At 48.0% G+C, this 24876-nt stretch carries 28 protein-coding genes and 1 pseudogene; 10 read left to right on the top strand and 19 right to left on the bottom strand.

Annotation, left to right across the window (positions count from 1 at the left end; genetic code table 11):
• Nucleotides 1–5: 5 nt before the first annotated feature.
• The 11 genes from flgJ to LX59_RS09580 all read right to left on the bottom strand — a co-directional run bounded on the left by flgJ (nt 6) and on the right by LX59_RS09580 (nt 9459).
• Nucleotides 6–1115 (bottom strand): flagellar assembly peptidoglycan hydrolase FlgJ, encoded by a 1110-nt coding sequence (gene flgJ / locus LX59_RS09530; protein ID WP_144571628.1) that lies wholly within the window; start codon nt 1113–1115, stop codon nt 6–8.
• 11 nt (nt 1116–1126) lie between these two features.
• Nucleotides 1127–2233 carry a flagellar basal body P-ring protein FlgI gene (locus LX59_RS09535; RefSeq protein ID WP_144571629.1) on the bottom strand — a complete coding sequence of 369 codons (1107 nt, stop codon included), beginning with the start codon at nt 2231–2233 and terminating at the stop codon, nt 1127–1129.
• A 9-nt stretch (nt 2234–2242) separates the two neighbouring features.
• Nucleotides 2243–2932: a flagellar basal body L-ring protein FlgH gene (gene flgH, locus LX59_RS09540; protein ID WP_144571630.1), complete on the bottom strand. Its 690-nt coding sequence runs from the start codon at nt 2930–2932 to the stop codon at nt 2243–2245.
• A 19-nt stretch (nt 2933–2951) separates the two neighbouring features.
• Nucleotides 2952–3737, bottom strand: coding sequence for a flagellar basal-body rod protein FlgG (gene flgG, locus LX59_RS09545; RefSeq protein WP_144571631.1), 786 nt, complete (start codon nt 3735–3737; stop codon nt 2952–2954).
• A gap of 21 nt (nt 3738–3758) precedes the next feature.
• The gene (gene flgF, locus LX59_RS09550) at nt 3759–4493 is read right to left on the bottom strand and encodes a flagellar basal-body rod protein FlgF (protein WP_144571632.1); all 735 of its coding nucleotides are present in this window, start codon (nt 4491–4493) and stop codon (nt 3759–3761) included.
• 25 nt (nt 4494–4518) lie between these two features.
• Nucleotides 4519–5847 carry a flagellar hook protein FlgE gene (gene flgE / locus LX59_RS09555; RefSeq protein WP_144571633.1) on the bottom strand — a complete coding sequence of 443 codons (1329 nt, stop codon included), beginning with the start codon at nt 5845–5847 and terminating at the stop codon, nt 4519–4521.
• A gap of 17 nt (nt 5848–5864) precedes the next feature.
• Nucleotides 5865–6551, bottom strand: coding sequence for a flagellar hook assembly protein FlgD (flgD, locus tag LX59_RS09560; RefSeq protein ID WP_144571634.1), 687 nt, complete (start codon nt 6549–6551; stop codon nt 5865–5867).
• An 18-nt stretch (nt 6552–6569) separates the two neighbouring features.
• Complete coding sequence (gene flgC, locus LX59_RS09565; RefSeq protein ID WP_144571635.1) at nt 6570–7013, bottom strand: flagellar basal body rod protein FlgC; 444 nt, start codon at nt 7011–7013, stop codon at nt 6570–6572.
• Between the two features lie 30 nt (nt 7014–7043).
• Nucleotides 7044–7451, bottom strand: a complete 408-nt coding sequence (gene flgB / locus LX59_RS09570; RefSeq protein WP_144571636.1) for a flagellar basal body rod protein FlgB — start codon at nt 7449–7451, stop codon at nt 7044–7046.
• 181 nt (nt 7452–7632) lie between these two features.
• A complete protein-coding gene (locus LX59_RS09575) occupies nt 7633–8457 on the bottom strand; it encodes a CheR family methyltransferase (RefSeq protein WP_170234361.1) in 825 nt (274 codons plus the stop codon).
• 54 nt (nt 8458–8511) lie between these two features.
• Nucleotides 8512–9459 (bottom strand): chemotaxis protein CheV, encoded by a 948-nt coding sequence (locus LX59_RS09580; RefSeq protein WP_144571638.1) that lies wholly within the window; start codon nt 9457–9459, stop codon nt 8512–8514.
• A gap of 155 nt (nt 9460–9614) precedes the next feature.
• On the opposite strand from LX59_RS09580, the gene flgA reads away from it, so the two are divergent.
• From flgA to fnr, 5 genes are all read left to right on the top strand, one after another.
• On the top strand, nt 9615–10289 hold the full coding sequence (flgA, locus tag LX59_RS09585; protein ID WP_246118732.1) for a flagellar basal body P-ring formation chaperone FlgA: 675 nt from the start codon (nt 9615–9617) through the stop codon (nt 10287–10289).
• Nucleotides 10290–10389: 100 nt separating this feature from the next.
• Nucleotides 10390–10713, top strand: coding sequence for a flagellar biosynthesis anti-sigma factor FlgM (gene flgM / locus LX59_RS09590; RefSeq protein ID WP_144571640.1), 324 nt, complete (start codon nt 10390–10392; stop codon nt 10711–10713).
• A 52-nt stretch (nt 10714–10765) separates the two neighbouring features.
• Nucleotides 10766–11251, top strand: a complete 486-nt coding sequence (locus LX59_RS09595; RefSeq protein WP_144571641.1) for a flagella synthesis protein FlgN — start codon at nt 10766–10768, stop codon at nt 11249–11251.
• A gap of 46 nt (nt 11252–11297) precedes the next feature.
• The gene (locus LX59_RS09600; protein ID WP_144571642.1) at nt 11298–12035 is read left to right on the top strand and encodes a flagellar brake protein; all 738 of its coding nucleotides are present in this window, start codon (nt 11298–11300) and stop codon (nt 12033–12035) included.
• 117 nt (nt 12036–12152) lie between these two features.
• Nucleotides 12153–12887, top strand: a complete 735-nt coding sequence (fnr, locus tag LX59_RS09605) for a fumarate/nitrate reduction transcriptional regulator Fnr (protein WP_144571643.1) — start codon at nt 12153–12155, stop codon at nt 12885–12887.
• 187 nt (nt 12888–13074) lie between these two features.
• On the opposite strand, the pseudogene rluB reads toward fnr, so the two are convergent.
• The 8 genes and pseudogenes from rluB to LX59_RS09645 form a co-directional block, all read right to left on the bottom strand.
• Nucleotides 13075–13914: pseudogene (rluB, locus tag LX59_RS09610) on the bottom strand (23S rRNA pseudouridine(2605) synthase RluB); the annotation flags it as partial.
• A 61-nt stretch (nt 13915–13975) separates the two neighbouring features.
• Nucleotides 13976–14626: a bifunctional 4-hydroxy-2-oxoglutarate aldolase/2-dehydro-3-deoxy-phosphogluconate aldolase gene (locus tag LX59_RS09615; protein WP_144571645.1), complete on the bottom strand. Its 651-nt coding sequence runs from the start codon at nt 14624–14626 to the stop codon at nt 13976–13978.
• A 13-nt stretch (nt 14627–14639) separates the two neighbouring features.
• The gene (gene pgl / locus LX59_RS09620; protein ID WP_144571646.1) at nt 14640–15353 is read right to left on the bottom strand and encodes a 6-phosphogluconolactonase; all 714 of its coding nucleotides are present in this window, start codon (nt 15351–15353) and stop codon (nt 14640–14642) included.
• Nucleotides 15340–16806: a glucose-6-phosphate dehydrogenase gene (gene zwf, locus LX59_RS09625; RefSeq protein WP_144571647.1), complete on the bottom strand. Its 1467-nt coding sequence runs from the start codon at nt 16804–16806 to the stop codon at nt 15340–15342. Before zwf ends, pgl begins: the two co-directional genes overlap by 14 nt.
• Before the next feature lie 61 nt (nt 16807–16867).
• Nucleotides 16868–17602 carry an SMC-Scp complex subunit ScpB gene (gene scpB / locus LX59_RS09630; protein WP_144571648.1) on the bottom strand — a complete coding sequence of 245 codons (735 nt, stop codon included), beginning with the start codon at nt 17600–17602 and terminating at the stop codon, nt 16868–16870.
• Nucleotides 17589–18419: a segregation and condensation protein A gene (locus LX59_RS09635; RefSeq protein ID WP_144571649.1), complete on the bottom strand. Its 831-nt coding sequence runs from the start codon at nt 18417–18419 to the stop codon at nt 17589–17591. The genes scpB and LX59_RS09635 overlap by 14 nt, the downstream gene beginning before the upstream one ends.
• 131 nt (nt 18420–18550) lie before the next feature.
• On the bottom strand, nt 18551–19174 hold the full coding sequence (locus tag LX59_RS09640; RefSeq protein ID WP_144571650.1) for an L-threonylcarbamoyladenylate synthase: 624 nt from the start codon (nt 19172–19174) through the stop codon (nt 18551–18553).
• The gene (locus tag LX59_RS09645; RefSeq protein ID WP_144571651.1) at nt 19143–20024 is read right to left on the bottom strand and encodes a PHP domain-containing protein; all 882 of its coding nucleotides are present in this window, start codon (nt 20022–20024) and stop codon (nt 19143–19145) included. Before LX59_RS09645 ends, LX59_RS09640 begins: the two co-directional genes overlap by 32 nt.
• Nucleotides 20025–20129: 105 nt before the next feature.
• Here LX59_RS09645 and LX59_RS09650 point away from each other — a divergent pair, with 105 nt between their 5' ends.
• The 5 genes from LX59_RS09650 (at nt 20130) to LX59_RS09675 (ending at nt 24869) form a co-directional block, all read left to right on the top strand.
• Nucleotides 20130–20429: a YciI family protein gene (locus LX59_RS09650; protein WP_144571652.1), complete on the top strand. Its 300-nt coding sequence runs from the start codon at nt 20130–20132 to the stop codon at nt 20427–20429.
• A 33-nt stretch (nt 20430–20462) separates the two neighbouring features.
• Nucleotides 20463–21143, top strand: a complete 681-nt coding sequence (locus LX59_RS09655) for a response regulator transcription factor (RefSeq protein WP_144571653.1) — start codon at nt 20463–20465, stop codon at nt 21141–21143.
• Between the two features lie 109 nt (nt 21144–21252).
• Nucleotides 21253–21738 carry a Spy/CpxP family protein refolding chaperone gene (locus LX59_RS09660; protein WP_144571654.1) on the top strand — a complete coding sequence of 162 codons (486 nt, stop codon included), beginning with the start codon at nt 21253–21255 and terminating at the stop codon, nt 21736–21738.
• A gap of 149 nt (nt 21739–21887) precedes the next feature.
• Nucleotides 21888–23219 (top strand): sensor histidine kinase, encoded by a 1332-nt coding sequence (locus tag LX59_RS09665; protein WP_144571715.1) that lies wholly within the window; start codon nt 21888–21890, stop codon nt 23217–23219.
• A 195-nt stretch (nt 23220–23414) separates the two neighbouring features.
• Complete coding sequence (locus LX59_RS09675) at nt 23415–24869, top strand: TrkH family potassium uptake protein (RefSeq protein ID WP_144571655.1); 1455 nt, start codon at nt 23415–23417, stop codon at nt 24867–24869.
• Nucleotides 24870–24876: the final 7 nt, after the last annotated feature.

Below are 24876 nucleotides of genomic sequence, written 5' to 3' on the forward strand. Positions count from 1 at the left end.
GATTTTTAACCTCTAGTACGTGTGATAGGTGCCATACCGGCATCAGCAATATTTTGATAAGTTTGTTCTACTTGGCGTGCAATTTGAGTAATTTTGCGCGCATAGTTTGGATCAGTCGCATATCCTGCTTTTTGCAACTCCTGCATAAAGCCTGTGGAGTCCCCTGATGCTGCAACCTTTAACGCTTGGGTATAGCGTTTAGAGTTTTGCAGCAGCAGTGCGTAATCTTCAAAGCTTTGCTCAAATGAATTATAGACCCTAAAGCCTTCCTTCTGACGTACTGCTTTACCCTGTACGTATTCTGTGGTCATTGATTGTGCAGCCGACCCATCCCAAGATCCCGTTGATTTAATTCCAAACAGGTTATGGCTACTTTGCCCCTCAGCCGTGCGTAAAACGGATTTCCCCCAACCGGTTTCAAGGGCTGCCTGAGCCACCAAAAATTCGGGATCAACTCCTAACTTTTCTGCTGCTCGCTCGGCCATAGGTACGAGTGCTGCGATAAACTGCTCCTGCGAACGAAACGGCTGATTCCACACACCTTGGGTCTTATCGGCCAAGCGCACGATATTCTGAGACTTTGACACAACTTCTGTCTGTGAACTCTGGGTCAACCTTTGTTGACTGGCGGATAAGCCTAAGTTTTTGCGTACCGTCTGAGCCGACAGATCAGCCCCAAAAGTCGCTTGAGATCCTGCCACCACTTGACTACGACTGGCAAAAGCCAAACGCCGTCGATTAAGCAAAGGCGCATCGTTACGCACCTCTGAGCTCAGGGTATTTGATCCCTGTAGTTGAGTACCTTTTCGCTGGCGTAATTGACGCACCAAGTTATCCGCTAAACCTATCCCACCGGCCTCCTGCGACAGGCTTAACGCCATTTGTTGATCGTACATATCCCGATACTGGCGCACGGCTGAACTATGCTCAACGCTCTCTTTGTCTGCCAATACATCACTGGCGGCGCGCATAGATTTCAGCATTTGCCCCAAAAATACGGCTTCAAACTCTTGAGCCACTTTACGAATATTGGCTTCGCTGTCTTGATCCCCTACCTTTAGGCGATTAAGACGATTTAAATCCGTGTAGGCCACCTTATCCAATGTTGCGGACATCGCATCCAACCTCAAATGACGATCAAGTCAGCCTGTAAAGCCCCTGCTTGCTTGAGCGCTTCTAAAATAGCCATTAAGTCTCCCGGAGCTGCACCCACTTGATTAACAGCTCGCACTATCTCATCTAACGTCACTCCAGGCGCAAACTTGAACATCGGACGCGCTTCTTGTTCAGCCTGCACCCTTGAACGAGGCACTACAGCCGTCTGTCCTCCCGATAAAGGGTTAGGTTGGCTGACGGTCGTATCCTCAGAAATCGTCACCGTCAAGCTGCCGTGTGTTACGGCGGCGGGCTGAACACGCACGTTTTGGCCAATGACAATGGTGCCTGTACGCGAATTAATAATAACCTTAGCAACAGCCTGTCCCGGTGCGACCTCAAGGTTTTCGAGGACGGATAAATAGTCCACCCGCTGGTTGACGTTTGCCGGGGCGCTCACCCGAATAGAGCCACCATCCAAGGCCTGAGCAACTCCAGGCCCCAGTAAGTCGTTGATTTGATCAACGATATTTTTTGCCGTAGTAAAATCAGGACGGTTCAAGTTCAGCACCAAGCTAGAACCCTGCTCAAAACCACTGGGGACAGGCCGCTCAACCGTAGCTCCCGATGGAATGCGGCCTGCGGAAGGTACATTGACCGTAATACGCGACCCATCAGCCCCACCAGCGTCGAAGCCGCCTACAACCAAGTTCCCCTGAGCGATGGCGTACACATTACCGTCAATACCACGCAATGGAGTCATCAATAGACTGCCACCACGCAGGCTCTTGGCGTTCCCAATAGAGGATACTGTGATATCAATCACTTGACCGGGCTTGGCAAAGGGCGGTAAATCCGCATGGATAGAAACCGCTGCAACGTTTTTTAATTGGATGGTTCCAATATTGGTCGGTAACTGTATATCGAACTGGGCTAGCATATTCTTGAATGTCTGGATGGTAAAAGGTGTCTGTGTTGTCTGGTCTCCCGTTCCGTTTAGACCTACAACCAAACCGTAGCCTACCAGTTGGTTCGTACGTACACCCTGAATACTGACTAAATCCTTCAAGCGCTCGGCCTGTACGCCTAAACTTACGAGGCCAAACAACAAACCGATGAATAACCTAAGCCCAGACATGCTCCCCCCTTAAAATGGCCACAGAGGGCTGATAAAGAAACGATCTAACCAACCCGGCTGGCTGGCTTCAGCAAAGGTTCCTGTCCCTGAATAGGTAATGCGTGCATCGGCCACTCGACTCGAAGATACGGTGTTATCCGGCATAATATCCTCTTTGCGAATCAGCCCGGAAATCCGAATTAACTCATCACCTGTATTTAGAGTGACCCACTTTTCGCCCCGTACTGCCAACACACCATTGGGTAAAACTTCTGAAATAGTGACAGTAATAGAACCTGTTAAACTATTACTTTGCTCAGCTTCACCGGAGCCATCTGTTTCTCGCCGGGCATCATAACTAGCATCCAGTGTTTTTCTATTACTAGAAATAGGGCTAGACATAGACAATACTCCTCCCAAAAAAGAAGTAAGCCCTAAATCTGTTGTACTGTCCTTAGTTAATTTAGAGTCTGCATTTTTACTAGCTTGAGTGCTTTCATCTAAGGTAATAGTGATTACATCGCCAATCCGACGCGCTCTACGATCATCCCACAACGAAACATCAAACCCCGACTGATATATAGCCCCTTGATTTTGCGAAGCTGGAATAGGGGTTCGCGGTAAAACTGGAGCATAATAAGGATCATTCGGCTTAGGAGGCGGTGCCACGCAAGCCGTTAAGGTAACGCTGGCTATACAGAGTATAAATACTCGGGTCATAAATACCCTCAATACCCTATTAGAGGTTTTGGTTCAAATAACCCATCATTTGATCTGCCGTCGAAATAACTTTAGAGTTCATCTCGTAAGCACGCTGAGTAGTGATCATATTAACCAACTCTTCCACTACGCTAACATTGGAAGTTTCTAGTGTATTTTGTAAAACAGTACCTAATCCATTATTCCCCGGTTGACTGACTTGAGGGGCACCACTGGAAAAGGTTTCTAAAAATAAATTATTACCAATCGCCTGCAAGCCCGCTGGATTAATAAAATCTGCTGTTTGTATATTACCAATAACCTGAGCTGCTGCTTGACCGGCCATAGTAATAGAAACTGTACCATCCTCACCTACTGTAAAAGTTTGAGTTTCTGGAGGAACAACAATGGCAGGCTCTAACTCATAACCACTTGCAGTTACAATTTGCCCATCAGCATCTAAATGAAAAGTTCCATCACGAGTATAAGCAATGGTTCCATCAGGGGTCATAATTTGGAAAAACCCCCTACCATTAATAGCCATATCTAAAGGCTGATCCGTTGTTTGCAGACTGCCCGTAGTAAATATTTTTTGCGTGCCGACAATACGCACCCCTGTACCTAACTGTAACCCTGTAGGTAACTCGGTATTTTGTGTTGATTGGGCTCCCGGTTGGCGAACAATTTGATATAACAAATCCTGAAACTCGGCTCGATCCTTTTTAAAACCAGTCGTAGAAACGTTGGCTAAATTGTTTGAAATAGTGCGCAGGTTAATATCCTGCGCTGATAACCCGGTTTTACTGACCCAAAGTGCCGATAGCATAGTCTACCCAAAAGCATTAAATTATGATTGGAGAATGCGCGCCATTGCTCGAGAGTCCTCTTCAGCAGTACGCATCATTTTCACATTGAGTTCAAATTGTCGAGACAAGGCTAATATAGAGGTCATTTCATCCACAGCACTGACATTACTTGCCTCTAAAAACCCAGAAACAATTTGCACCTGTGCATCTACCGGTGGAGGTGCTCCTTCGGCTCGAATTAAACCATCTGTTCCTTTTTTAAGTTGACTTAGCTCTGGCTTTACCAGTTTTAAACGATCTACAGTTACTAATAAATTAGGATCCTCTCCTAAAATACGAATACTTACTGTACCGTCTAAACCTACTTCCACTTTCTCTTCTGGAGGAACTGCAATGGGGCCGCCATTTCCTAACACAGGAAATCCATCAGCCGTTCTAAGCATACCCAGAGCGTCGATGTTTAAACGCCCTGTGCGCACATAAGCTTCACCACCTTCTGGCGTTTGTACCGCAATCCAACCCTCTCCATTTACCGCAACATCTAAATCTCGCCCTGTTTCCTGAAGGACACCGGGAGAGAAATCCGTGCCCGGCCGCTCAGTCATGGCGTAAACACGGGCTGGCAAAGTCTCACCAAAAACAGGCATTGAACGCGCTTGAGCAAAATCACGCTGAAAGCCTGTCGTAGAAATATTGGCCAAGTTATTAGAATGCGCCTGCAATGCAGCCGCATTCTGCCTAGCGCCGGTCATAGCAATATAAACAAACTTATCCATGACTACCCCTATTTATTAGAGATCATTAACGTAGACCAATAATAGTTTGGGTAATAGAGCTTTCTGTCTCAATGGTTTTTGCATTAGCCTGATAATTACGTTGCGCTACGATCAAATCCACTAATTGCTCTGAAAGATCAACGTTAGAGTCTTCCAATGCTGCGGACTGAATAGCACCCAAAGTGCCAAACCCTGGAGGATTACGCACCGGCTGCCCAGAATCCATAGACTCAGCCCACAAACTATCACCTAGAGGAGTTAGACCCTGTGGGTTGATAAAATCAGATAAAATAACCTGCCCTTGTACTTTTAGTTGTCCATTAGTATAGCGGCTATAAATCATGCCATCGCTATCAATCTCAAGACCACTGAAAGCACTAGCACCATATCCATCTTGACTAAGACTATCTACCGAAAAGGTTGTAGCAAACTGGGCGGCCTCAGTAAAATTCATACTAACCCCTGCTGGGTTAGCTACTGCTCCATTAGCTGCCCAAATTTTATTTCCATTAGCATCTAAAGCATTAGTTTCTGCTGCAGGAGTCCAATTAGTTAAATTAACCATATTGGTATCTGGATCAATTGTTATACCTGTAGACGCTGACGTAATAGTATTCAGTCCACCATTGGTTGAAAAATCCATACTTAAAGTATAAGGCGTGGTAGCTGTCGGATCACCTGGATTACGCCCATCAATTAAAATATGCATATCCCAAGTATTTGAACTGGTTTTAACAAAATACTGGCGCATGACATGCACGTTTCCTTGAGAGTCATACATATTCACCGAGGTTGATGAATTATAGCTCGCAGGATCATCTGCACTAAAAGGAGTTACAGTAGGAGCCGACATCGACGAATTTAAATTAAACACCTGATTAATGGATGAGGTTGGCTTTGGGGCTAGACCATCAGTTACAATCTGCAAATTTCCAATAACACCATTTTGCAAATTGCCTGCAGCATCTACGGTGTAACCCTGAAGATTATGATTTTGATTGGTTATAATATAGCCTTGATTATCAAGACCAAAATAACCTGCTCGCGTATACCCCATCACACCATTATTGCTAACCTGAAAAAAACCGCTCCCGTTAATTGCCAAATCTAACGCGTTGTCCGTTGAGCTAATATTCCCCTGATTAAATAGTTGAGAAACAGTAGATAGACGCACTCCGCTGCTTTTTTGTGTACTACTGCTACCTGTACCTAAAAAGGAAGAAGCATAGGCATCAGCAAATTCCGCTCTGGACTGCTTAAACCCAACAGTGCCTACGTTAGCAATATTATTCCCTGTTACATCGAGCTCTTTATTAGCGGCTCTCATGCCGCTTAATGCGATATTAAATGACATTTAATTTCCCCTTAGAGTTATTGTCCAATTACCTGAACCTGAGATAGGGTCACGCTACCCACTCCTGCCAAGTTTAGAACCATTTCACTACCATTTTGGCCCAGTGTTACCGTATCCACGGTAGCGGGCAAAAATGTCGTTAAATCTTGAGACTCACCATCGTAAGTAGCCTGAGCTTTAAAGGTATAAGTACCCGGCGATAGAGTATTTCCAGAAGAGTCTTGACCATCCCACATAAAATTAACTGTTCCGGCTGCCTGCTCCCCAAGCTCAATGCGATCAACAGGAGTCCCAGAGGCATCGTAAACATCAACAAATACTTTACTGCTGCTGGCTGGCAACACCAAACTTCCATTAAAGGTCTTTGCCGTATCTACTACGGCCTTGGATCCCTCAACAATAACGGATCGCCCCACCAAAGTTGCGCCCCGCAGCGCTTGAGATGTTTGATAGTCAGAAAGGATGCTTTCAAGACTGGTATTGAGCTTATTGATTCCCTCCACCGTACTCAACTGAGCTAACTGTGCAATAAACTCTGTATTGTCTTGAGGATCAAGCGGGTTTTGGTTATTTAACTGAGCGACTAACAGCTCAAGAAATTGAGTCTCACCCAACTCCTTAGTAGCAGCATCCGCAGTTTCACTAAACTGATACTGGCTTACCGAATTATCGGTATTAGTTCCTGTATTTCTAACTACAGACATAATAATAGGCCCTATATTTTATTGCCCTAAGGTTAATACCCGCTGCATCATCGTTTTTGCAGTAGCCATTATATCTGCGTTAGTTTGAAAGGATCTGCTAGCCGATATCATATCAGCCATTTGCTCAACAATATTTACATTCGGGTAATAAACATAACCCTGCTCATTAGCAGCAGGATGATTGGGTTCGTAACGCATTTCCAGCTCAGATGAATCCTCAACAATACCTGCAACCTGAACCCCTACCCCGGCTTGATCTTCCCCTGAAAATAAAGAGTTTGATGTTTGACCTTGCTGATCTAGCATCAGGGTTGCAAATACAGGATGTCGGGCTCTGTAGGTCTTATCAATACTCGATGACACTGTTTCCGCGTTTGCAATATTACTTGAAATAGTGTTCAAACGCGTACTTTGAGCACTCATTCCTGAACCAGCAATATTAAATACGTTCGCTAACGACATAATACTCCTCCTTTCCCAATTTATACTTAATTATTCTCCTCGCAAGGCATTCATGATGCCTTTGAACTTATTATTTAAGAACGTAAAACTAGCCTGAAAATCTACAGAGTTCTTGGCATACTCCGCCTGCTCCAATTCTGCGTCTACCGTATTCTGATCAATGGACGGGTGATGTGGTGTTCTATAACGCAACGCAGGATTAGTATCAGTTAGCCCAGTCCCCGCCAAATGCCGCATTTGGGTCTGAGCCATGGAAAAGGGTTGGTTAACAGCTGCGGCCTGAGCGGCCTCTAAAGCAGCCGCAAAGTCCAAATCCCTAGCTTTATAATGGGGCGTATCGGCATTGGCTAGATTGTTTGCCAGCACTGCTGCACGCTGGCTACGAAAGCTTAGAGCTTGCTCGTGAATCCCCAAAGCGTTGTTGAAACTAATGCTCATCAATCATGGCTCCCAAATAGCATGACATTGACAGAGTCAAGCAAAAGTCACACCATGAGCATATCTTATTGTTTTTATTGGTATTTATAAAGCATAGTCAATTTTTTGCCGCATTAAATCCAAGATCACCCAATGAATGGCAAATTTCTGTCACCTGCGCTTTAAGGTGGAATTTTTTGGATTACTTAGCCTTATATAAAATACCTGGATTACATTGAATCATTTGATATAAATCTGGCAACCCATTTAATGCTTCGGAAGCACCCAAGAATAAATAGCCTCCCGGCTTTAAAGCACTGTGCATCTGCTTTAAAATATCTTTCTTAAGCTCTGAAGAAAAATAAATAAGTACATTACGGCAGAAAATAATATCAAACTTTCCTAAAGATGAATAACTCTCTAATAAATTCAGTGCTTTAAACTCAACACGATTCCTAATCTTACCTTTCACTTGCCATCGACTTTCTTCTTTTTTATCAAAAAAACGCTGCAAGCGATCAGAAGACAAGCCTCGTCCAATAGCTAAACTATCGTACTCCGCTTGCCGGCATATATTTAACATACTTCCTGAAAGATCAGTGGCTACAATTTGAACACCTGCTTTCAACAGACCAGGATTAGCCTGCTCAAACTCATCAATGGCAATAGAAATAGAATAAGGCTCTTGACCCGAAGAACAAGCCGAAGACCATATCCGTAGGCGCTGCCCCATATTTTCCCTAACCAACTCAGGCAACAGACGCTGTTTTAATACATCAAAAGGATAAGTATCCCGAAACCACAGAGTTTCATTAGTTGTCATAGCGTCAATTACTTGGATTTGTAAAGAGCTACGCGGGCTGGCTTGAAGCTTTCTAACTAACTCATCCAGAGTTTTAATACTATTTTGCTCCATCAATTTATTAAGTCGACTATTTACTAAATACTGTTTATTTTCTCCTAATTGGATACCACTATTTTTTTCTAAAAAGACACGAAATTGTTCAAATCCGAAATTATCAGACACAGGCCTGTTCACTCTTACACCAAGATAAACTAAATACTTAAGGCATTCTCATATTTAATTTTGAGAGCCATCCAATTGCTTAATACGATCCATTACACGACTTGCTAATTCATCAGGATGAAACTTAGCCAAGAAATCGCTGGCCCCCACACGCTTTACCATTGCTAAATTAAATACACCCGACAAAGAAGTATGCAATAAAATATGCATATCTTTCATGCGCGGATCATGGCGAATTTCTGTCGTTAAGGTATAGCCATCCATTTCTGGCATTTCGATATCAGAAATTAACATCAGAAAATCATGGGCTGGATTTTTTCCCTCATCGGCTATTTGTTTTAAATAATTTAAAGTTTGCCGACCATCATTTAATGCGATGACCTCAATACCTATCCCTTCTAAACAACGCGTTACCTGTTTACGTGCTACAGAGGAATCATCAGCGATTAACACTTTGGCGGGAATTTCCTGTTTTTTCTGTATTTGTGCCGCTTGCTCAGTAACAGACTCTGAAAGACTCTCAGAAACAGGAGAAACCTCTGCTAATATTTTTTCTACATCTAAAATTTCTACCAAATGGCCATCTACATGGGTCACAGCGGTCAGATAATGATTACGACCAGCTCCTTTAGGAGGGGGTAGTATTTCCTCCCAACGCATGTTGACAATGCGCTCCACCGAGCGCACTAAGAAACCAAGCACGCGATCATTATATTCTGTAATGATCGCAAAAGTATTTTGAATGTCTTGTAATAGAGGCTTTCCCGTTGCAATAGAGAGATCCAAAATGGGTAAAACCCCGCCTCGGATACTCGCTACCCCACGCACCACAGGCTTAGATTTGGGCATGATAGACAGGTGTGGGCACTGCAAAACCTCTTTAACTTTAAAGACGTTGATCCCATAAATCTGCGTACCATCTAAGCGAAATAGCAACAACTCCAGCCGGTTTTGCCCAACAAGCTGGGTACGCTGGTTAACCGAATCCAATACACCGGCCATGCCTGTTTTCCTTTTTTCTTTGCAGAAAGTCTATGTATTCAGCACAACATTTGCCTAAATTACCTCAAAAACATGATAACGACGTAATCCCAGCAGTCGAGCGCTTATCAGTTTCTCGTCGCTATGTCGTTATTATACTGGCTACCTTATACAGCTTGAGTACCTCCTCTGCCACACTGGCTCAAACGCTGCCCGCACACCTCATAGAGGTTACTCAATCCTTTCTTGAGCAAATTACAGCAGATTATATGCAGCGTAGCGCAATAGAAGGACGATACGAGGTTGAAGTTAACCGACTGGACTCCCGATTTCACTTAACCCATTGTGAGGTTCCTGCAACTGCCTCATTGGAAAACCCAGCGCAACCTGTGGGGCGGGTTACGGTTCGTTTACAGTGTGAAGGACAAAAACCTTGGACTATTTTTATGCCCGCCCAAGTTCGACTATATCGTGATGTCGTGGTGAGTCGCCGAACAGTACAACGCCAAACACTACTCACAGAAACAGACCTCATGCTGGCAGAGCGTGAAGTCGGGCAACTGCCACAGGGGTACTTGAGCCATTTAGACCAAGCATTAGGCAGCCAAGCAGCACGCAATATCGCAGAAAACCAAGTCATTACTCCAGCAATGCTGCAACAGGCACAGCTTATCCGCAAAGGTGAGCAAGTGATTATCACAGCTCGGCGGGCAAACATTAATGTTCAAATGCCCGGTGAGGCTCTGTCTAATGGCGTATATAATCAGCAAATCCCCGTAAAAAATCTTGGGTCAGGACGAGTCGTTAAAGCCAGAGTAATCAGCCAAGGCCACGTCGAAGCAGGGCTATGATAAACACACAGGGCGCTCAATATAACTGCAAAACTGCTCAAGCTTTTCCAAAAGTGGTCGATACTGGGGGAAAGCGTAGCCTTTATTCGAGATAACCATCATGGTCATTGACTTTAATCGACTGAGTACTATCGGTACGAGCCCTAGCACCAACGCTCGCTCTGGCACAACGGCCCCACCGGGAGAGCGTAACCCAACCAGCAGTACCCAAAATACACTTAGCCCTGGCCCTGAAACTCAAGAAAACGTCCAGCTAAGCCCTGAAGCGCAACAAATCCAGCAAATTGCAGAAAAACTACAGGAATCCCCTGAAATTAATGAAGACAAAGTAGCGCAATTGAAAGCAGCTATTGCCTCAGGCAGCTATAAAGTTGATGCTCAAAAACTGGCCGACAAACTGATTTCAGCAACCCAAGATTGGTGAGCATCTGATCGCGGATGTTCAGCACCCTATAAAACAAGTAGAGCCTAAAACCATGCAACCGATAGAACTACTTGAACAACTAAAAACCGATGTTGAACAGGTTGATCAACTGCTTGCCCTTATTGAGCACGAATTTCAATTACTCCAGCTTCGCCAATTTGAACATTTAGAGGCACTGCTGGAACATAAATCTCCACTGATCAGCCAGCTTAGCGCACACGGACAGCAACGGGCGGATTTGCTTACCCAAAATCACTTACCCGTTACCCGGCAAGGCTTACAAAGCCTGTTGCATAAAGAGCCCTCCAGCCAGCCTATTCAGGAACAAATACTGAAATTAGCTGATTATTTAGAGCAGCAGCTAGAGCTCTGCAAACAAGCTAATGATAGGAATGGCCGCTTCATCTACTATAATCAAATAGCTATCAGTGATACGCTACAGATCCTTCGCGGTACACCAGATTCCGCAAATCTTTACAATCAGCGAGGTGGGAATGCAGCCAACCTGAATCGACAGCGTCCCATTAGCCAAGCATAAAAACTTAACACCGTAATTAGCTAAAGATAGTCAAGAAGGAAAGGAAATGCCCGACCCACTCCCTACAGGAGACTCTCCTCAGGCACCCAAAATTTTAACGGCTTCTCTTGAAATTCTGGCAACTCTTCGTCCTTTACAGACCAACCATGTTCCACTCACCCTGCGCTTTCCTAAGCACAGTTCGCGCTACCAGTCTTACTTGATTGAAATAAACACAGACTACGGCCTATTAGCTTTCGACGAAATTATCCCTAATGATGGGGATTTACACATTAAGCGAGACCCCTCGTTCAAGGTTGAAGGGTTTCATGACGGTGTTCGTATTGCTTGGGAAAACGTCTATCCTGTGCAACAGGGTGAACTCAACAATATTCCCTGTCACTGGATTGCCATTCCTGACGAATTGATTTACCACCAACGTCGCAGTGCTTACAGAGCATCATTACTCGGTCGCAAAGTGCCTGCTGTTCTGTCAGATACCCAACGGGCTATTGACCTACTGGGTGAGCTTATGGATATCTCCACAAGCGGCTGCAAACTGCGTGTTTATGGCAATCTGCAAGATTGGTTGCAACCGGGTGTTGTGTACAGAAATCTGCTCATCAACATGCCCTCATTCCGGGAAATTCAGCTCCCTGTCGAGCTTCGATACACCAATTACGACAGCAGCCAAAATCGCACCTTTCTCGGATTTAAGTTTCACGATATAGATGGTCTGTTACAAAGAGATTTAGCGCGTTACGTTACCCAACTTCAGCGTGAATTTCGCCGTAACGTACTCTGACAACAGCCTTTAGCTGCTTTGAAACAAAAAGTACCCGCCTTGCGACTTCATGACCGATTGGCCATAAGTGGCAAGGTGAGTTAGTCTAAGCTAAAAAGGTTTCCGGGAACGCCCTGTATGCCCCAGCCAATCAAAGCCCAAACTCAACGCCAGGTTCATTGCAAGGATTGCAGTCTTGCACCCCTGTGCCTGCCCATCTCACTTAACATGCAGGACATGGATACCCTGGATGAAATCGTCAAGCGGGGCCGTCCATTGAAAAAGGGCGAAGTCTTATTCCGACAAGGCGAACCCTTTGACTCTGTATTTGCTGTTCGTTCTGGAACATTACGCACCTTTAGTGTGACCGATAATGGAGAAGAGCAAATTACGGGCTTTCACCTTCCTAGTGAACTTGTAGGGCTTTCCGGCATGGATACCGAAAGCTATCCCGTTACCGCCCAAGCCTTGGAAACAACCTCTGTCTGTGAGATTCCTTTTGACCGCCTAGATGAGTTAAGCATGCTACTCCCTCAGCTACGCCGTCAGTTGATGCGGATCATGAGTCGAGAGATTCGTGACGATCAGCAGATGATGTTATTGCTGTCGAAAAAAACGGCTGATGAACGTATTGCTTCTTTTCTAATTAACCTATCTGCTCGTTTTAGCGCCCGTGGGTTTTCGGCCAGCCAATTCCGTTTGTCTATGTCTCGTAACGAGATCGGCAACTACCTTGGGTTAGCCGTAGAAACCGTTTCCCGTGTTTTTACCCGTTTCCAGCAAAACGGCATTATTGAGGCTGAAGGCAAAGAAATTCGTGTCTTAGACTACATCAGTCTATGCAGCATGGCAGGTGGCATCATAGAAAACTGATTGGGCTTAAACGGCTGAAGGACACAGGCTAACCCACTGATGCAGCAAATATGGGTTACTCTGTGTCCTCCAGAGCCAAAGTTTAGCCGTAGCTGGACTAGTACGGCTATTTCTTCCGATCTTCTCTAGGGCCGCCGCTGCGCGGTCTTTTTTGGAAGAACTCCTTATCTCTACTTGCTTTTGTGCTCACAGGCTTATTGGATTTGCGTTGTAAGCGATCCAATTTTTCGCGTGTTTTAAGTGTCGTAGGCGGTAAAGGAATAGGCTCTAAACCAACTTCCGTAGACAAAATATCTGCCTCAGCTTGATTTAGTTCACGCCAACGCCCTAAAGCCAGTTGGGAGTTTAGAAATACTGGGCCAAAGCGAACGCGCTTTAGGCGACTAACAACCAGCCCCTGAGACTCCCAGAGCCGCCGTACTTCGCGGTTACGCCCCTCCATCACCACACAGTGAAACCAATGATTTAAACCATCACCATTGGGAGCCTGTTGTATATCAGTAAAACGGGCCGGGCCGTCTTCAAGCATGACTCCCGCTTTAAGGCGCTCTAACATCTCATCAGTGACTTCACCACGCACACGCACCGCATACTCACGATCCATTTCATAGGAAGGATGCATCAGGCGGTTGGCTAACTCGCCATCGGTTGTAAACAACATCAGCCCAGTAGTATTGATGTCCAAACGCCCAACATTAATCCAGCGTCCCTCTTTTAAACGGGGCAGCCGTTCAAACACAGTGGGACGACCTTCTGGATCATGACGGGTACAAATCTCGCCTTCGGGTTTGTTGTAGATCAGCACCCGCCGCACACAGCGACTGGTCTCTTCACCTTGAATCAAGCGACCATCGACGCTAATCGCATCCCCTGCTTGTATCCGCTGCCCTAACGCCGCGAGCGTACCATTTACCTTGACTCGGCCTTGAGCAATCCAAGCTTCCATGTCACGGCGCGATCCAATGCCTAAACGTGCTAATACCTTCTGCAATTTTTCCCCAGTGATTGGGTTCATTGATTCCGTCATCAGGCACCTCCCGGTGTAGTTCAATCGTAAAAGGGCGGGATGATACGCTTTATCCCAGCAGTCAAACAGGACTTCCAAAGCATCTTAGAGCAGCTTGAGTAGCTTGCTGTACTCGGCTCCAATCGGCTTGCTTGATAGCCTCAGACTCCATCATCCAAGAGCCGCCCACACAAAACACATTAGGCTGGGCAATATACTGAGCCAAATTATGGGCGTTCACTCCGCCCGTCGGACAAAAACGCACTTGAGGAAATGGCCCAGCTAAGGCTTTAAGTGCCGCCACACCTCCCGAAGCCTCGGCGGGAAATAATTTAAAGCACTGATAATCAAGGGCCAGCGCTTGCATAATCTCAGAGGCGGTACTAACGCCTGGTAGTAGAGGGATGGGGCTATCCTGAGCCGCCAAGAGCAGCTCTTGAGTAATCCCCGGAGCAACCAAAAAGCGTGCTCCGGCCTGCACACAGGCTTCAAGCATCTGAGGATTAAGTACCGTTCCCGCGCCAATACACAAATTTGGACGCTGTTCGGTGAGCAGTTGAATAGCGGCCAAACCATACTCCGAGCGCAGAGTAACCTCTAGGGTGGTGAGCCCACCCGCCGCCAAGGCATCTGCAAGCGGTAAAATATGCTCCTCGCAGTGGAAGGTGATCACGGGCAATATGCGGGCCTGTCGGCATAACTGCTCGATTTGGGCATGTTTATCCAGGCTCATAAACCCTCGCTCCTTAGGGACACCAGTAAATTTCTAGGGGATGATGCAAAAAAGCATGTACGGGCATCTGCACTGAGTAAGCTTGTAAAGCTCGGCTCAGGGCTAAAAACTTTCCATGCCCCTGAATCGCTAAATACTGCACTGGCGCTGAAGCCAAAAATGGGTAGGTCAAGCTAATCCGTTGCCTAGGCTCAGAAGGCGCTTGCATGGGCAAACAGCGCAAAGCACACTCAGGATTAAGGGCTTGATATAACAGCGGACTCCCCGGAAATAACGAAGCAGTATGCCCATCACTTCCCATACCCAACACCACTACATCCGGTTTTTTAGGGAGTACCTGCAACACCTGTTCGGCTTTGTGCGCGCTCTCTTCTAAGGTTGGCGCAGGATAATAGAGACTTACAAACTGAGCCACTGCCGCTTGATGCTGTAATAAATGACGACGCACCAACCCTTCGTTGCTATCGGGATGCTCTGGGGGAACCCAACGCTCGTCGGTCAAGCTGATGGTGACTTGTGCCCAGTCTAGTTCTTTTTGGGCCAGATACTCAAAAAAGGCGATGGGACTTTTTCCACCCGACACTAATAGGCTAGCTTGACCATCGGCATGAATCGCAAATTGAAGCGCCTGTGCAACCCGATCAGCCAACAGACGGGCTTGCTGATCTGCATTACTCAGACTATGAGCCAGAACACCCGTTGGTAAATCCAACTCAGAAATCGCCATACCATGACCTCCCATCCTGTGTAATCAATGCAATGGATGCCATTGGCCCCCAAGATCCTGCTGAGTAGGCTTTGGGACGATCGCCTAAACAGGTACAGCTAGCCATCAATTGATCACACCAGCGCCAAGCGTATTCGACCTCGTCTTTGCGCACAAAAAGATTCTGATTGCCCTGCATCACCTCTAACAAAAGCCGCTCATAGGCATCAGGAATGCGCACACTCTGGTAAGCCTCGGAAAAATTTAGCTGTAATGGCCCACGACGCAATTGCATCCCTTTGTCCAAGCCCTGCTCCTTGGTCATCACGTGTAAAGCGATGCACTCATCCGGCTGTAGGCGAATAATCAGACGATTGTTGATTAAAGACCGCTGTTCCGGCGCGAAAATATAGAATGGAGGCTCTTTGAAGTGGATCACAATCTGCGAGAGCTTTTGCGCCATTCGCTTGCCTGTACGCAAATAAAAGGGTACGCCTGACCAACGCCAATTACGGATTTCTGTGCGTAGGGCAATAAAGGTTTCTGTGGTGCTGTTTGAGTTGGCTTGCTCTTCTTCTAAATAGCCGGGTACCGCCTTACCCTGACTAAAGCCTGCCGTATATTGCCCTCGAATGACCTGTTTTGCGTGCTCAGGAGTGATGGGAGCTAGAGCTTTAAGCACCTTCACTTTTTCATCACGGATGCTATCGGCGGTTAAGTCACTGGGTGGATCCATCGCAATCAAACACAAAAGCTGCAACAGGTGGTTTTGCAGCATGTCACGCATTTGGCCAGCCTGATCAAAATACCCCCAGCGCCCTTCGATACCAACGGTTTCGGCAACAGTAATTTCGACATGGGAAATATGGTGCTGATCCCATTGAGTCTCAAACAGACTGTTTGCAAAGCGCAAAGCAATCAGGTTTTGAACCGTTTCTTTGCCTAAATAATGGTCAATACGATAGACCTGACTTTCTGGAAAGTGCCGGGCAACGGCCTCGTTAATTAATTGCGAGGAGCGTAGGTCGTGGCCAATGGGTTTTTCCAACACGATGCGGGTCTGCTCAGCCAGTCCGTGTGCCGCCAGATGTTCACAAATCGCTCCAAACACCTTAGCCGGTGTCGCACAGTAAGCGATTAAAGGCCCCTGAGTAGTGATTTTTGATTTAAGCGCCTCATAGTCCGTTGCGCACTGAAAATCCATAGTTAGACAGTCTAGGCGGTTGCAAAAACGCTCTAAAATGCGCTCATCCAACTCATGGCGGAGCAGACGCTGACGCAAAGCCTGCTCAATACGCGCCTTGTGTGCTTGAGGATCTCCCACCCGCCGAGACAACGCCAGCACACGTGTTCCTTCATGCAGCAAACTCGCTCGATCAAGCTGATAGAGGGCCGGAAATAACTTGCGTAGTGCTAAGTCACCCTGAGCACCAAAAAGCGCTAAAGTGACTGCTTCAGGAATAATAGCCGGCATATCAACGACCACTGAGTTAGGGTATCCGGCTGGCCAGTATAGCGAGCCTCTAAATCACGCACTACGAGCTTGAAGGCTTGGAATCGGACGGTGTGTCTAAATCCTTGAAGTCGGTTTTCAAGCCTTGCTCCATAGTGTCTAGCTCCTCCAGCAAGCTCTTGAAGCTAATCTGGGCTTTTTCTGGGCTGGGAGCAGCCTTAGCTGCCTCCACAGAGGCTGCAAAGCTGAATTCTTCCTGTACCCCTGAGGGTAATTCAGCGCCTAACTCTCGAACCACACTCAGCGGCGGCAGCTCATCCAGATTTTTTAAGTTGAAGTCGTCCAAAAAGACGCGCGTCGTGGCAAACAAGGTGGGACGACCGGGTACTTCTCTATGCCCTACAGCGCGAATCCATTCGCGATCCTGTAGGGTTTTAATAATTTGGCTGCTGACCGTAACGCCTCGGATATCTTCAATTTCACCACGGGTGATGGGTTGGCGGTAGGCAATGAGAGCCAGCGTCTCCAATAGGGCACGCGAGTAACGCTGTGGGCGCTCCTCCCACAAACGACTGACCCAAGGGGCATAGCTACTACGCACCTGTAAACGATAACCTGAGGCGACCTCCTGTAGTTCAAAACCTCGGCCTTGGCAGGAGGCACCCAAAATAGCTAACGCCTGACGTAAGTACGATAATTCAGGGCGCTCGGCTTCTTCAAACAGAGCGGATAAGGCCTCTAAGGATAAAGCGCGCCCTGAAGCCAAAAGGACCGCCTCTAGTAAAGCCGCTAATTCATGAGGGTCAGACAGGTTCATCATTTAGCCTTGTACGCACATGAATAGGAGCAAAAGCTTCATTTTGCACCAACTCCACGAGACACTCCTTCATGAGCTCTAAAACAGCGAGAAAGGTCACTACCACACCTAAGCGCCCTTCTTCGAGGCAAAACAGGCTGGAAAAAGGCGTAAAGCCTCGGTTAGAGCGCAAGTAGTCCAAAACCGCGCCCATGCGTTCGCGCGTTGACAGCGGCTCTTGGGTAATGCGGTGGCTTTCAAACAGCTCAGCCCGATGCAGTATGACGGCCATAGCGCTCAATAATTCATCTAAGCTAACTTCAGGTACTAGGGTACGAATCCGCAGATTGGCAGCAGGTAACTCTGGAATAAACAGATCGCGCCCCACCCTAGGTAAGGTCTCTAAATCTTCCGCCGCCGCTTTAAAGCGCTCGTATTCCTGTAGCCGACGAATAAGTTCAGCGCGGGGATCTTCTTCCTCTGCAGCCGCTTCCGGCGAGCGAGGTAACAACATCCGTGACTTGATTTCCGCCAACATGGCCGCCATCACCAAATATTCAGCGGCTAACTCCAGATGTACAGCCTTCATCAGCTCCACATAGTCCATGTATTGGCGCGTAATGTCGGCCACTGGAATATCAAGGATGTCGATGTTTTGCTTACGGATCAGGTACAACAACAAATCCAAAGGCCCTTCAAAAGCCTCTAAGAAAACCTCTAGGGCATCGGGCGGAATATAAAGGTCTTGGGGAATCTGGGCTAATGCCTCTCCGTACACAAAAATCCGAGCTAAGGCTTCTGTAGGCTCTGGCGGCACACTAGATTCAGTTTGAGGCATCAGAAATCCAAATCAGGGGCTTTTGAAAAACGTAGACCATTATACGACGCAAGATGCTCTGATCTGCGTCTGCAACGCTACTTATTCTAAACAAATACCCCCTGCTGCGGGACATACACTGCTCCGCCTTATTAGTTGATAAAAGGCTCAATATCTCCACAGCCTTCACGCAGCACTTCAGGGTGATCCTCCAAAAGGCTGACAACAGTTGAAGCTTCCTTGCCGCCCAGTCCAGCATCAATGATTAAGTCTACTTGTTTGCCAAGCTGCTCAACGATGTCGTAAGGATCACTCAGGGGCTCAAGCTCTCCAGGCAAGATTAAGCTGACACTCAGCAAAGGCTCGTCCAACTCTTCCAACAAGGCTTGAGCAATAGGCTGAGCCGGAACCCGAATGCCAATGGTACGCCGCTTAGGATGCAGCAGCATCCGAGGCACTTCACGGGTGGCATGTAGGATAAAGGTGTAAGGCCCAGGTACGTGGGCTTTGAGTAAACGAAATACCTGAGTATCCACCCGTGCAAAAACACCTAGCTGGGATAAGTCCTTACACACTAGGGTGAAGTTGTGTTTATCATCCAACTGACGCAGCCTACGAATGCGCTCCAGTCCTGTCTTATTGCCCATCAAACAACCCAAGGCATAAGAAGAATCGGTCGGATAAACCATAATGCCGCCCGCACGCAACACCTCTACCCCCTGTTTGATCAGACGGGCTTGAGGGCTATCGGGATGTATCTGTAAAAGCTGGCTCATGATGCTGCTGATATCCTTCTAAATATGGCCATAGCGGCGTTACCCCTTCCGGTAAAGGGCGGTACAGTCCTAGCTCCGACCATAATCCCGGAGCATGGAAGTCACTGCCTGCACTGGCCAATAAGTTAAAATCGCGCGTTAGTCGCGCTAACACCCCAATTTGCTCCATCGGTTGCCACGCGTTAACTACCTCTAATGCCTGCCCGCCGGACTGCACAAAATCAGCTACCAAACGCCGCCGTTTACTGCCTGTTAACGCATACTGCCAAGGGTGGGCCAAACTAATCCAAGCCGCCGCATTTTTTAGCGTCATTACCGTTTGCGCTAAAGTTGGCCAATGGTGCTTGATGTCGCCCAGTTTGCCCGCACCCAACCACTTACGAAAAGCTTCATTTCGATCGCGAACGTAACCTGCTTGTACCAAAAACTCCGCAAAATGTGGACGAGCTGGCGCATTATTGCTGACTCCAAGCTCTTGCTGGATGAAACGCGCGCCTTCAAAAGCGCCTGACATTCCTTTAGCTGCAAGGCGCTCGCCAATCAGCTCAGCGCGCTGCCACCGTGCGCTGTGTAAATGATCTAAAGCTTCCACTAAGGCGGTGGCCTGTTCCTGAAACCCATAACCCAACACATGGATGGTCACACCACCCCAAGTACAGGAAAGCTCAATACCATTAACCAGTGTAACGCCCAGAGTCTCAGCCGCTCTACGAGCTTCAGCCAAGCCCTCAATCGTATCGTGGTCGGTTAAAGATAACAGGCGGATACCCAGTTGCGCTGCACGGTCTACCAAGGCAGTGGGCGTTAACACACCGTCTGAGGCGGTACTGTGGCAATGCAAATCCATCATGACACTCTGGCCCAAAAGAGCAAAATAGGAATCACAATGACAGTTTGTTGAATTTTCTGCAAAGATAGTGGCCTTATTTTAGCTCTCCACTTGAGATACCCCCTCATGCTCTACGCCATCATCGCTACTGATACACCCAATACCCTGAGCCAACGCCTAGCCACTCGCCCTGAGCACTTAGCACGCTTAGAAAAACTTCAAGCGGAAGGCCGTTTGTTACTGGCAGGCCCACACCCCGCTATTGATAGCAACGACCCCGGCCCGGCAGGATTCACCGGCAGCCTAGTAGTGGCTGAGTTTGAGTCTTTAGAAGCAGCACAAGCTTGGGCCGCTGCCGACCCTTATCAAGCGGCTGGGGTCTACGCCCAAGTGATTGTAAAGCCCTTCAAAAAAGTATTTCCCTAATCTGCCAGCTTGGGTATCCAAGGATAGCGCCCCATGAGCAAGCTTTTACTGATTGATGATGACCAAGAACTCTGTGAGCTCTTAGCCAGTTGGCTCACCCAAGAAGGTTTTGAACTGGATGTATGTCATGAAGCACAAAGCGCTCGGGGAGCCCTCGCTGAGCAGCAACCTGAAGTCGTTATCCTAGATGTAATGCTCCCTGATGGCAGCGGCTTGGAGCTATTACGCCAACTCAGAGCCCTGTATCCAGAACTCCCCGTGCTGATGCTCTCAGCACGCGGTGAACCCCTTGATCGCATTCTAGGCTTGGAATTGGGTGCTGATGATTACCTGTCCAAACCCTGCGACCCTCGCGAGTTGACGGCCCGTTTACGGGCTATTTTGCGCCGTACCCAACCCGTATCCCATAACAACCCCCTTGAGATTGGGGATTTGCGTTACAGCGCCGCACGCGGAATGGCTTACATACGCGATCAAGAAGTCAGCCTGACCCTCACCGAAGGCCGTATCCTTGAAGCGCTCTTAGCACACCCAACCGAGCCCATCGATAAACAGGCGCTGGCTGAACACGCCCTAGGACGCAAGCTCACGCTGTACGATCGCAGTTTAGATATGCACGTCAGTAACTTACGGCGCAAACTAGGCCCACATGCCGATGGCCGCCCGCGCATCTTGGCACTGCGCGGACGAGGCTATCTGTATCAGGTGGAATAATCCCAATAAGGTTTACTCAGGCTTTACTCTGGCCTGACCGGGCTTGACTTTGTACTTCTTACAATGGGGCCATCCAGTCAACACTGACTGCCCATCTGAGGAAGACACCATGAAACGCTCCGTACTGGCTGCCCTGTTCTTAACCGCTGCTCTACCCACACTGGCCTTGGCCACTCCTGAGCCTGAAGTACCGGGTAAAAAAGATGATGCGCCCTCTCACTATCACCAAGGTGAACATCATGGCCCTAAAGGCCCGATGTTCGGTGAAGGCCGTCACCACCATGATCCCCTTGAAAAACTGGATCTGACCAAGGAACAAAAGCGCGATCTGCACAAAATCAAAGCCAAGGAGATGGAAGAGCAGCGCGAAATCACTCGCCGCTACTTGGACAAACTGCCTGAAGCCGAACGTCAAGCCCTGCGTAAAGACATGCACGAGAACCGCGAACAATCCCGTAAAGCCGTGCACGATCTCTTAACACCAGAGCAACAAAAGAAATTTGACGAGCACGAAAAGCGCATGCAAGAAAAACACAAAGAATTCGAAGAATTCAAACAGTGGAAAGCTGAGCGTGACGGCCAAAAACAGCAATAAACCTTAGGGCGGCCAAACTCCACCACCCGCCCGACTCCTCTGGGGTCGGGCTATTTTCATTCGCAAACGGAGCACCCCACCCACTACAAGCAAAGGGGGCTAAAGCCGTTTAAAGTACGGAGAATCTTAGGGTGTCTGGAGAACGGGAATTGCGCTCACTATTTTGGCGAATACTGGCAACGCTGTGGTTAGCCATCGCCCTAGTTGCTGGCTTATCAACGCTTTTAGGCTATGCCCTACAACAGGATGCTTGGATTCTCGATCGTTATCCCGGAGTACAATCACTGGCACAAAATTGGACTCAAGTGTATGAACAGGAGGGTGAAGAAGCGGCCCAGCGCTTTTTAGAACGGCATAAGCGCCGCTTTCGTATCGAAACCCAAGTTTTAGACAGCAACGGACACCCCATCGTCAGCGGTACCTTTCCCGCTCGCTCAGCCGCCTTTGAAAAGCATGAGCAAAAGAATGAACGCAGGCTGCCTTGGCGACGCTTAACCGAAGACTACACCAGCCCCACAACAGGGGAAACCTACCTTTTTATCTACCGCATTCCCCACCCTGACCTCTTTGCTTGGCAACGGGAAACCATGCTTTGGCCGTTCAGTGCCGTTGTCATCGCTTTGGTAGTACTGACCCTATTTAGCCTACTGCTCACTCTGTCCATTACTCGCCCGCTTGATCGGCTGCGCAATGCCGTACATGACCTAGGTCGCACCGCCTATCAACAAACCTCCCTCGCTCGTCTTGCACGGCGGCGGGATGAACTGGGTTTACTGGCTCGGGACTTCAACCGCATGGGGGAGCGTCTGCAAAATCTGATCGACAGTCAACGCCAACTCCTGAGAGACGTTTCCCATGAGCTGCGCTCTCCTTTAGCCCGCTTACGCATTGCTTTAGCACTGGCAGAACGGGCCGCTCCTGAAGAACGTGAACGCATTTGGCCACGCCTCACCCAAGAGTGTGATCGTTTAGAAGCCTTAATCAGTGAAATTTTAACCCTAGCGCGAATGGATGCTGATCCCGGGGCGGCTCGTCCTATTGCCTTGGATGAACTGCTCAAGCAGCTTCAAAGCCATGCTCAGCTCTCCGCCCCCGAGCAGCAGATTCAGATACAGGTTCCAGAGCATCTCAGTCTGTACGGATGGCCCGATATGCTAGAGCGTGCCTTAGATAATCTAGTGCGTAATGCCCTACGCTTTAATCCTGCCGATCACCCCATCGAAATCTCAGGTCATATCCGAGACCACCAACTGGAGCTGAGCGTACGCGATCATGGCCCCGGAGCTACAGAAACTGAGTTACCACAACTGAGTACGCCCTTCTTCCGAGGAGCTAAACAAACAGCACCGGGTCATGGATTGGGTTTAGCCATTGCACGGCGCTCAGCGGAACGACACGGCGGTACCCTACAGTTAAGCAACCATCCCGAAGGCGGCTTTATTGCTACGCTGCGTTTACCACTGGCTAATGCTGCTCCTTAACTAAGCAGCCCGATCAGGGGCTTGAAAGGGCTGTAACGGCGGACTAATCGAGGGTAAACCGTGCGCCGCCCGGGCAGCATCGCGGTCAGGATTTGGGCAACCATGACTCTATCCGAAACTTGATGCACTAAACGCATTTACAGCACCCATAACACAGGTAGAATCCCTATCCTGTTTTAACTGCTGGAAGCATTCATGGCTCTGCCCATTCTGCGCATCATTGGTTTCATTCTCGGAATCTTTCTGATCACCTTGGCAGTGGCTATGACAATCCCGGTGCTAACGGTACTAGCCCTCAACCGCACGGATCAAATTCCAGAATTCATGTGGTCAAGCCTGATTACCCTAGGGTGCGGCTTATTGCTGGTATTGCTACCGCGTCCACACCATGTGCATTTACGCCCAAGGGATATGTATCTGCTCACAACACTCAGTTGGCTGATTGTGTGCTGCTTCGCCGCCTTGCCCATGGTGTTAATTCAAGAAATCAGCCATGCCGATGCTTTTTTCGAAACTATGTCGGGCATCACTACTACTGGAGCTTCGGTGTTAACGGGGCTGGATCAAGCCTCGCCAGGGCTTTTGATATGGCGCTCACTTCTACACTGGTTAGGAGGTATTGGTTTTATCGGCATGGCTGTAGCGGTATTACCCTTATTGCGGGTCGGGGGCATGCGTTTATTCCAAACTGAATCCTCAGACTGGTCAGAAAAAGTTATGCCACGCACCCACATGGTGGCTAAGTACATTTTGTATATCTACGTCTTTTTTACCCTGAGTGCGACCTTTGCTTTTTACTGGGCTGGTATGTCGATTTTCGATGCCATTAATCATGCGATGTCCGCAGTATCCACTGGTGGATTTTCTACCTCTGATACTTCAATGGCTCATTTTCCGGAGCAAACCCATTGGGTTGCTATGCTGTTTATGATTCTGGGCAGCCTGCCTTTTACCCTCTATGTAGCCACATTGCGCGGTAATTACTCTGCTTTATTTAAAGATGAGCAAGTGCGTGGATTTCTGATTATCTTGGCACTCATCAGTGCCGTGCTAAGCCTCTGGTATTGGCTGCACACTCAAGATGTTTCCCCCGCAGATGCGGTACGGATTGCTACTTTTAACGTCATTTCCATCGTTTCTACGACCGGATTTGCCATGGGGGATTACACTCTATGGGGCGATTTTGCCATCATGCTATTTTTCTACCTGACCTTTATGGGCGGTTGCTCAGGCTCAACCTCTGGCGGGTTAAAAATATTCCGTTTTCAAGTGGCCTATGCTCTGTTGCGTGCAAACTTACGCCAGTTGATCCACCCCAGAGCAGTTATTCGGCAACACTACAATGGGCATCCTCTGGACGAGGATATCGTGCGCTCCATCCTGACGTTTTCGTTTTTCTTCACCATTACCATTGCGGTATTAGCATTATGTTTGGCTTTTATCGGCTTGGACTTTATAACCGCGCTCACAGGAGCTGCAACCGCCGTGTGTAACGTTGGCCCGGGATTAGGCTCTATTATCGGCCCAGCGGGTAACTTCGCGCCCCTACCGGATTCAGCTAAATACTTATTGGGTATAGGTATGTTATTAGGTCGGTTAGAAATCATTACCGTGCTGGTATTACTGACCCGAACCTTCTGGAAACACTAAAAATGCT

This window comes from Azomonas agilis, assembly GCF_007830255.1.
GTDB classification, from domain to species: domain Bacteria; phylum Pseudomonadota; class Gammaproteobacteria; order Pseudomonadales; family Pseudomonadaceae; genus Azomonas; species Azomonas agilis.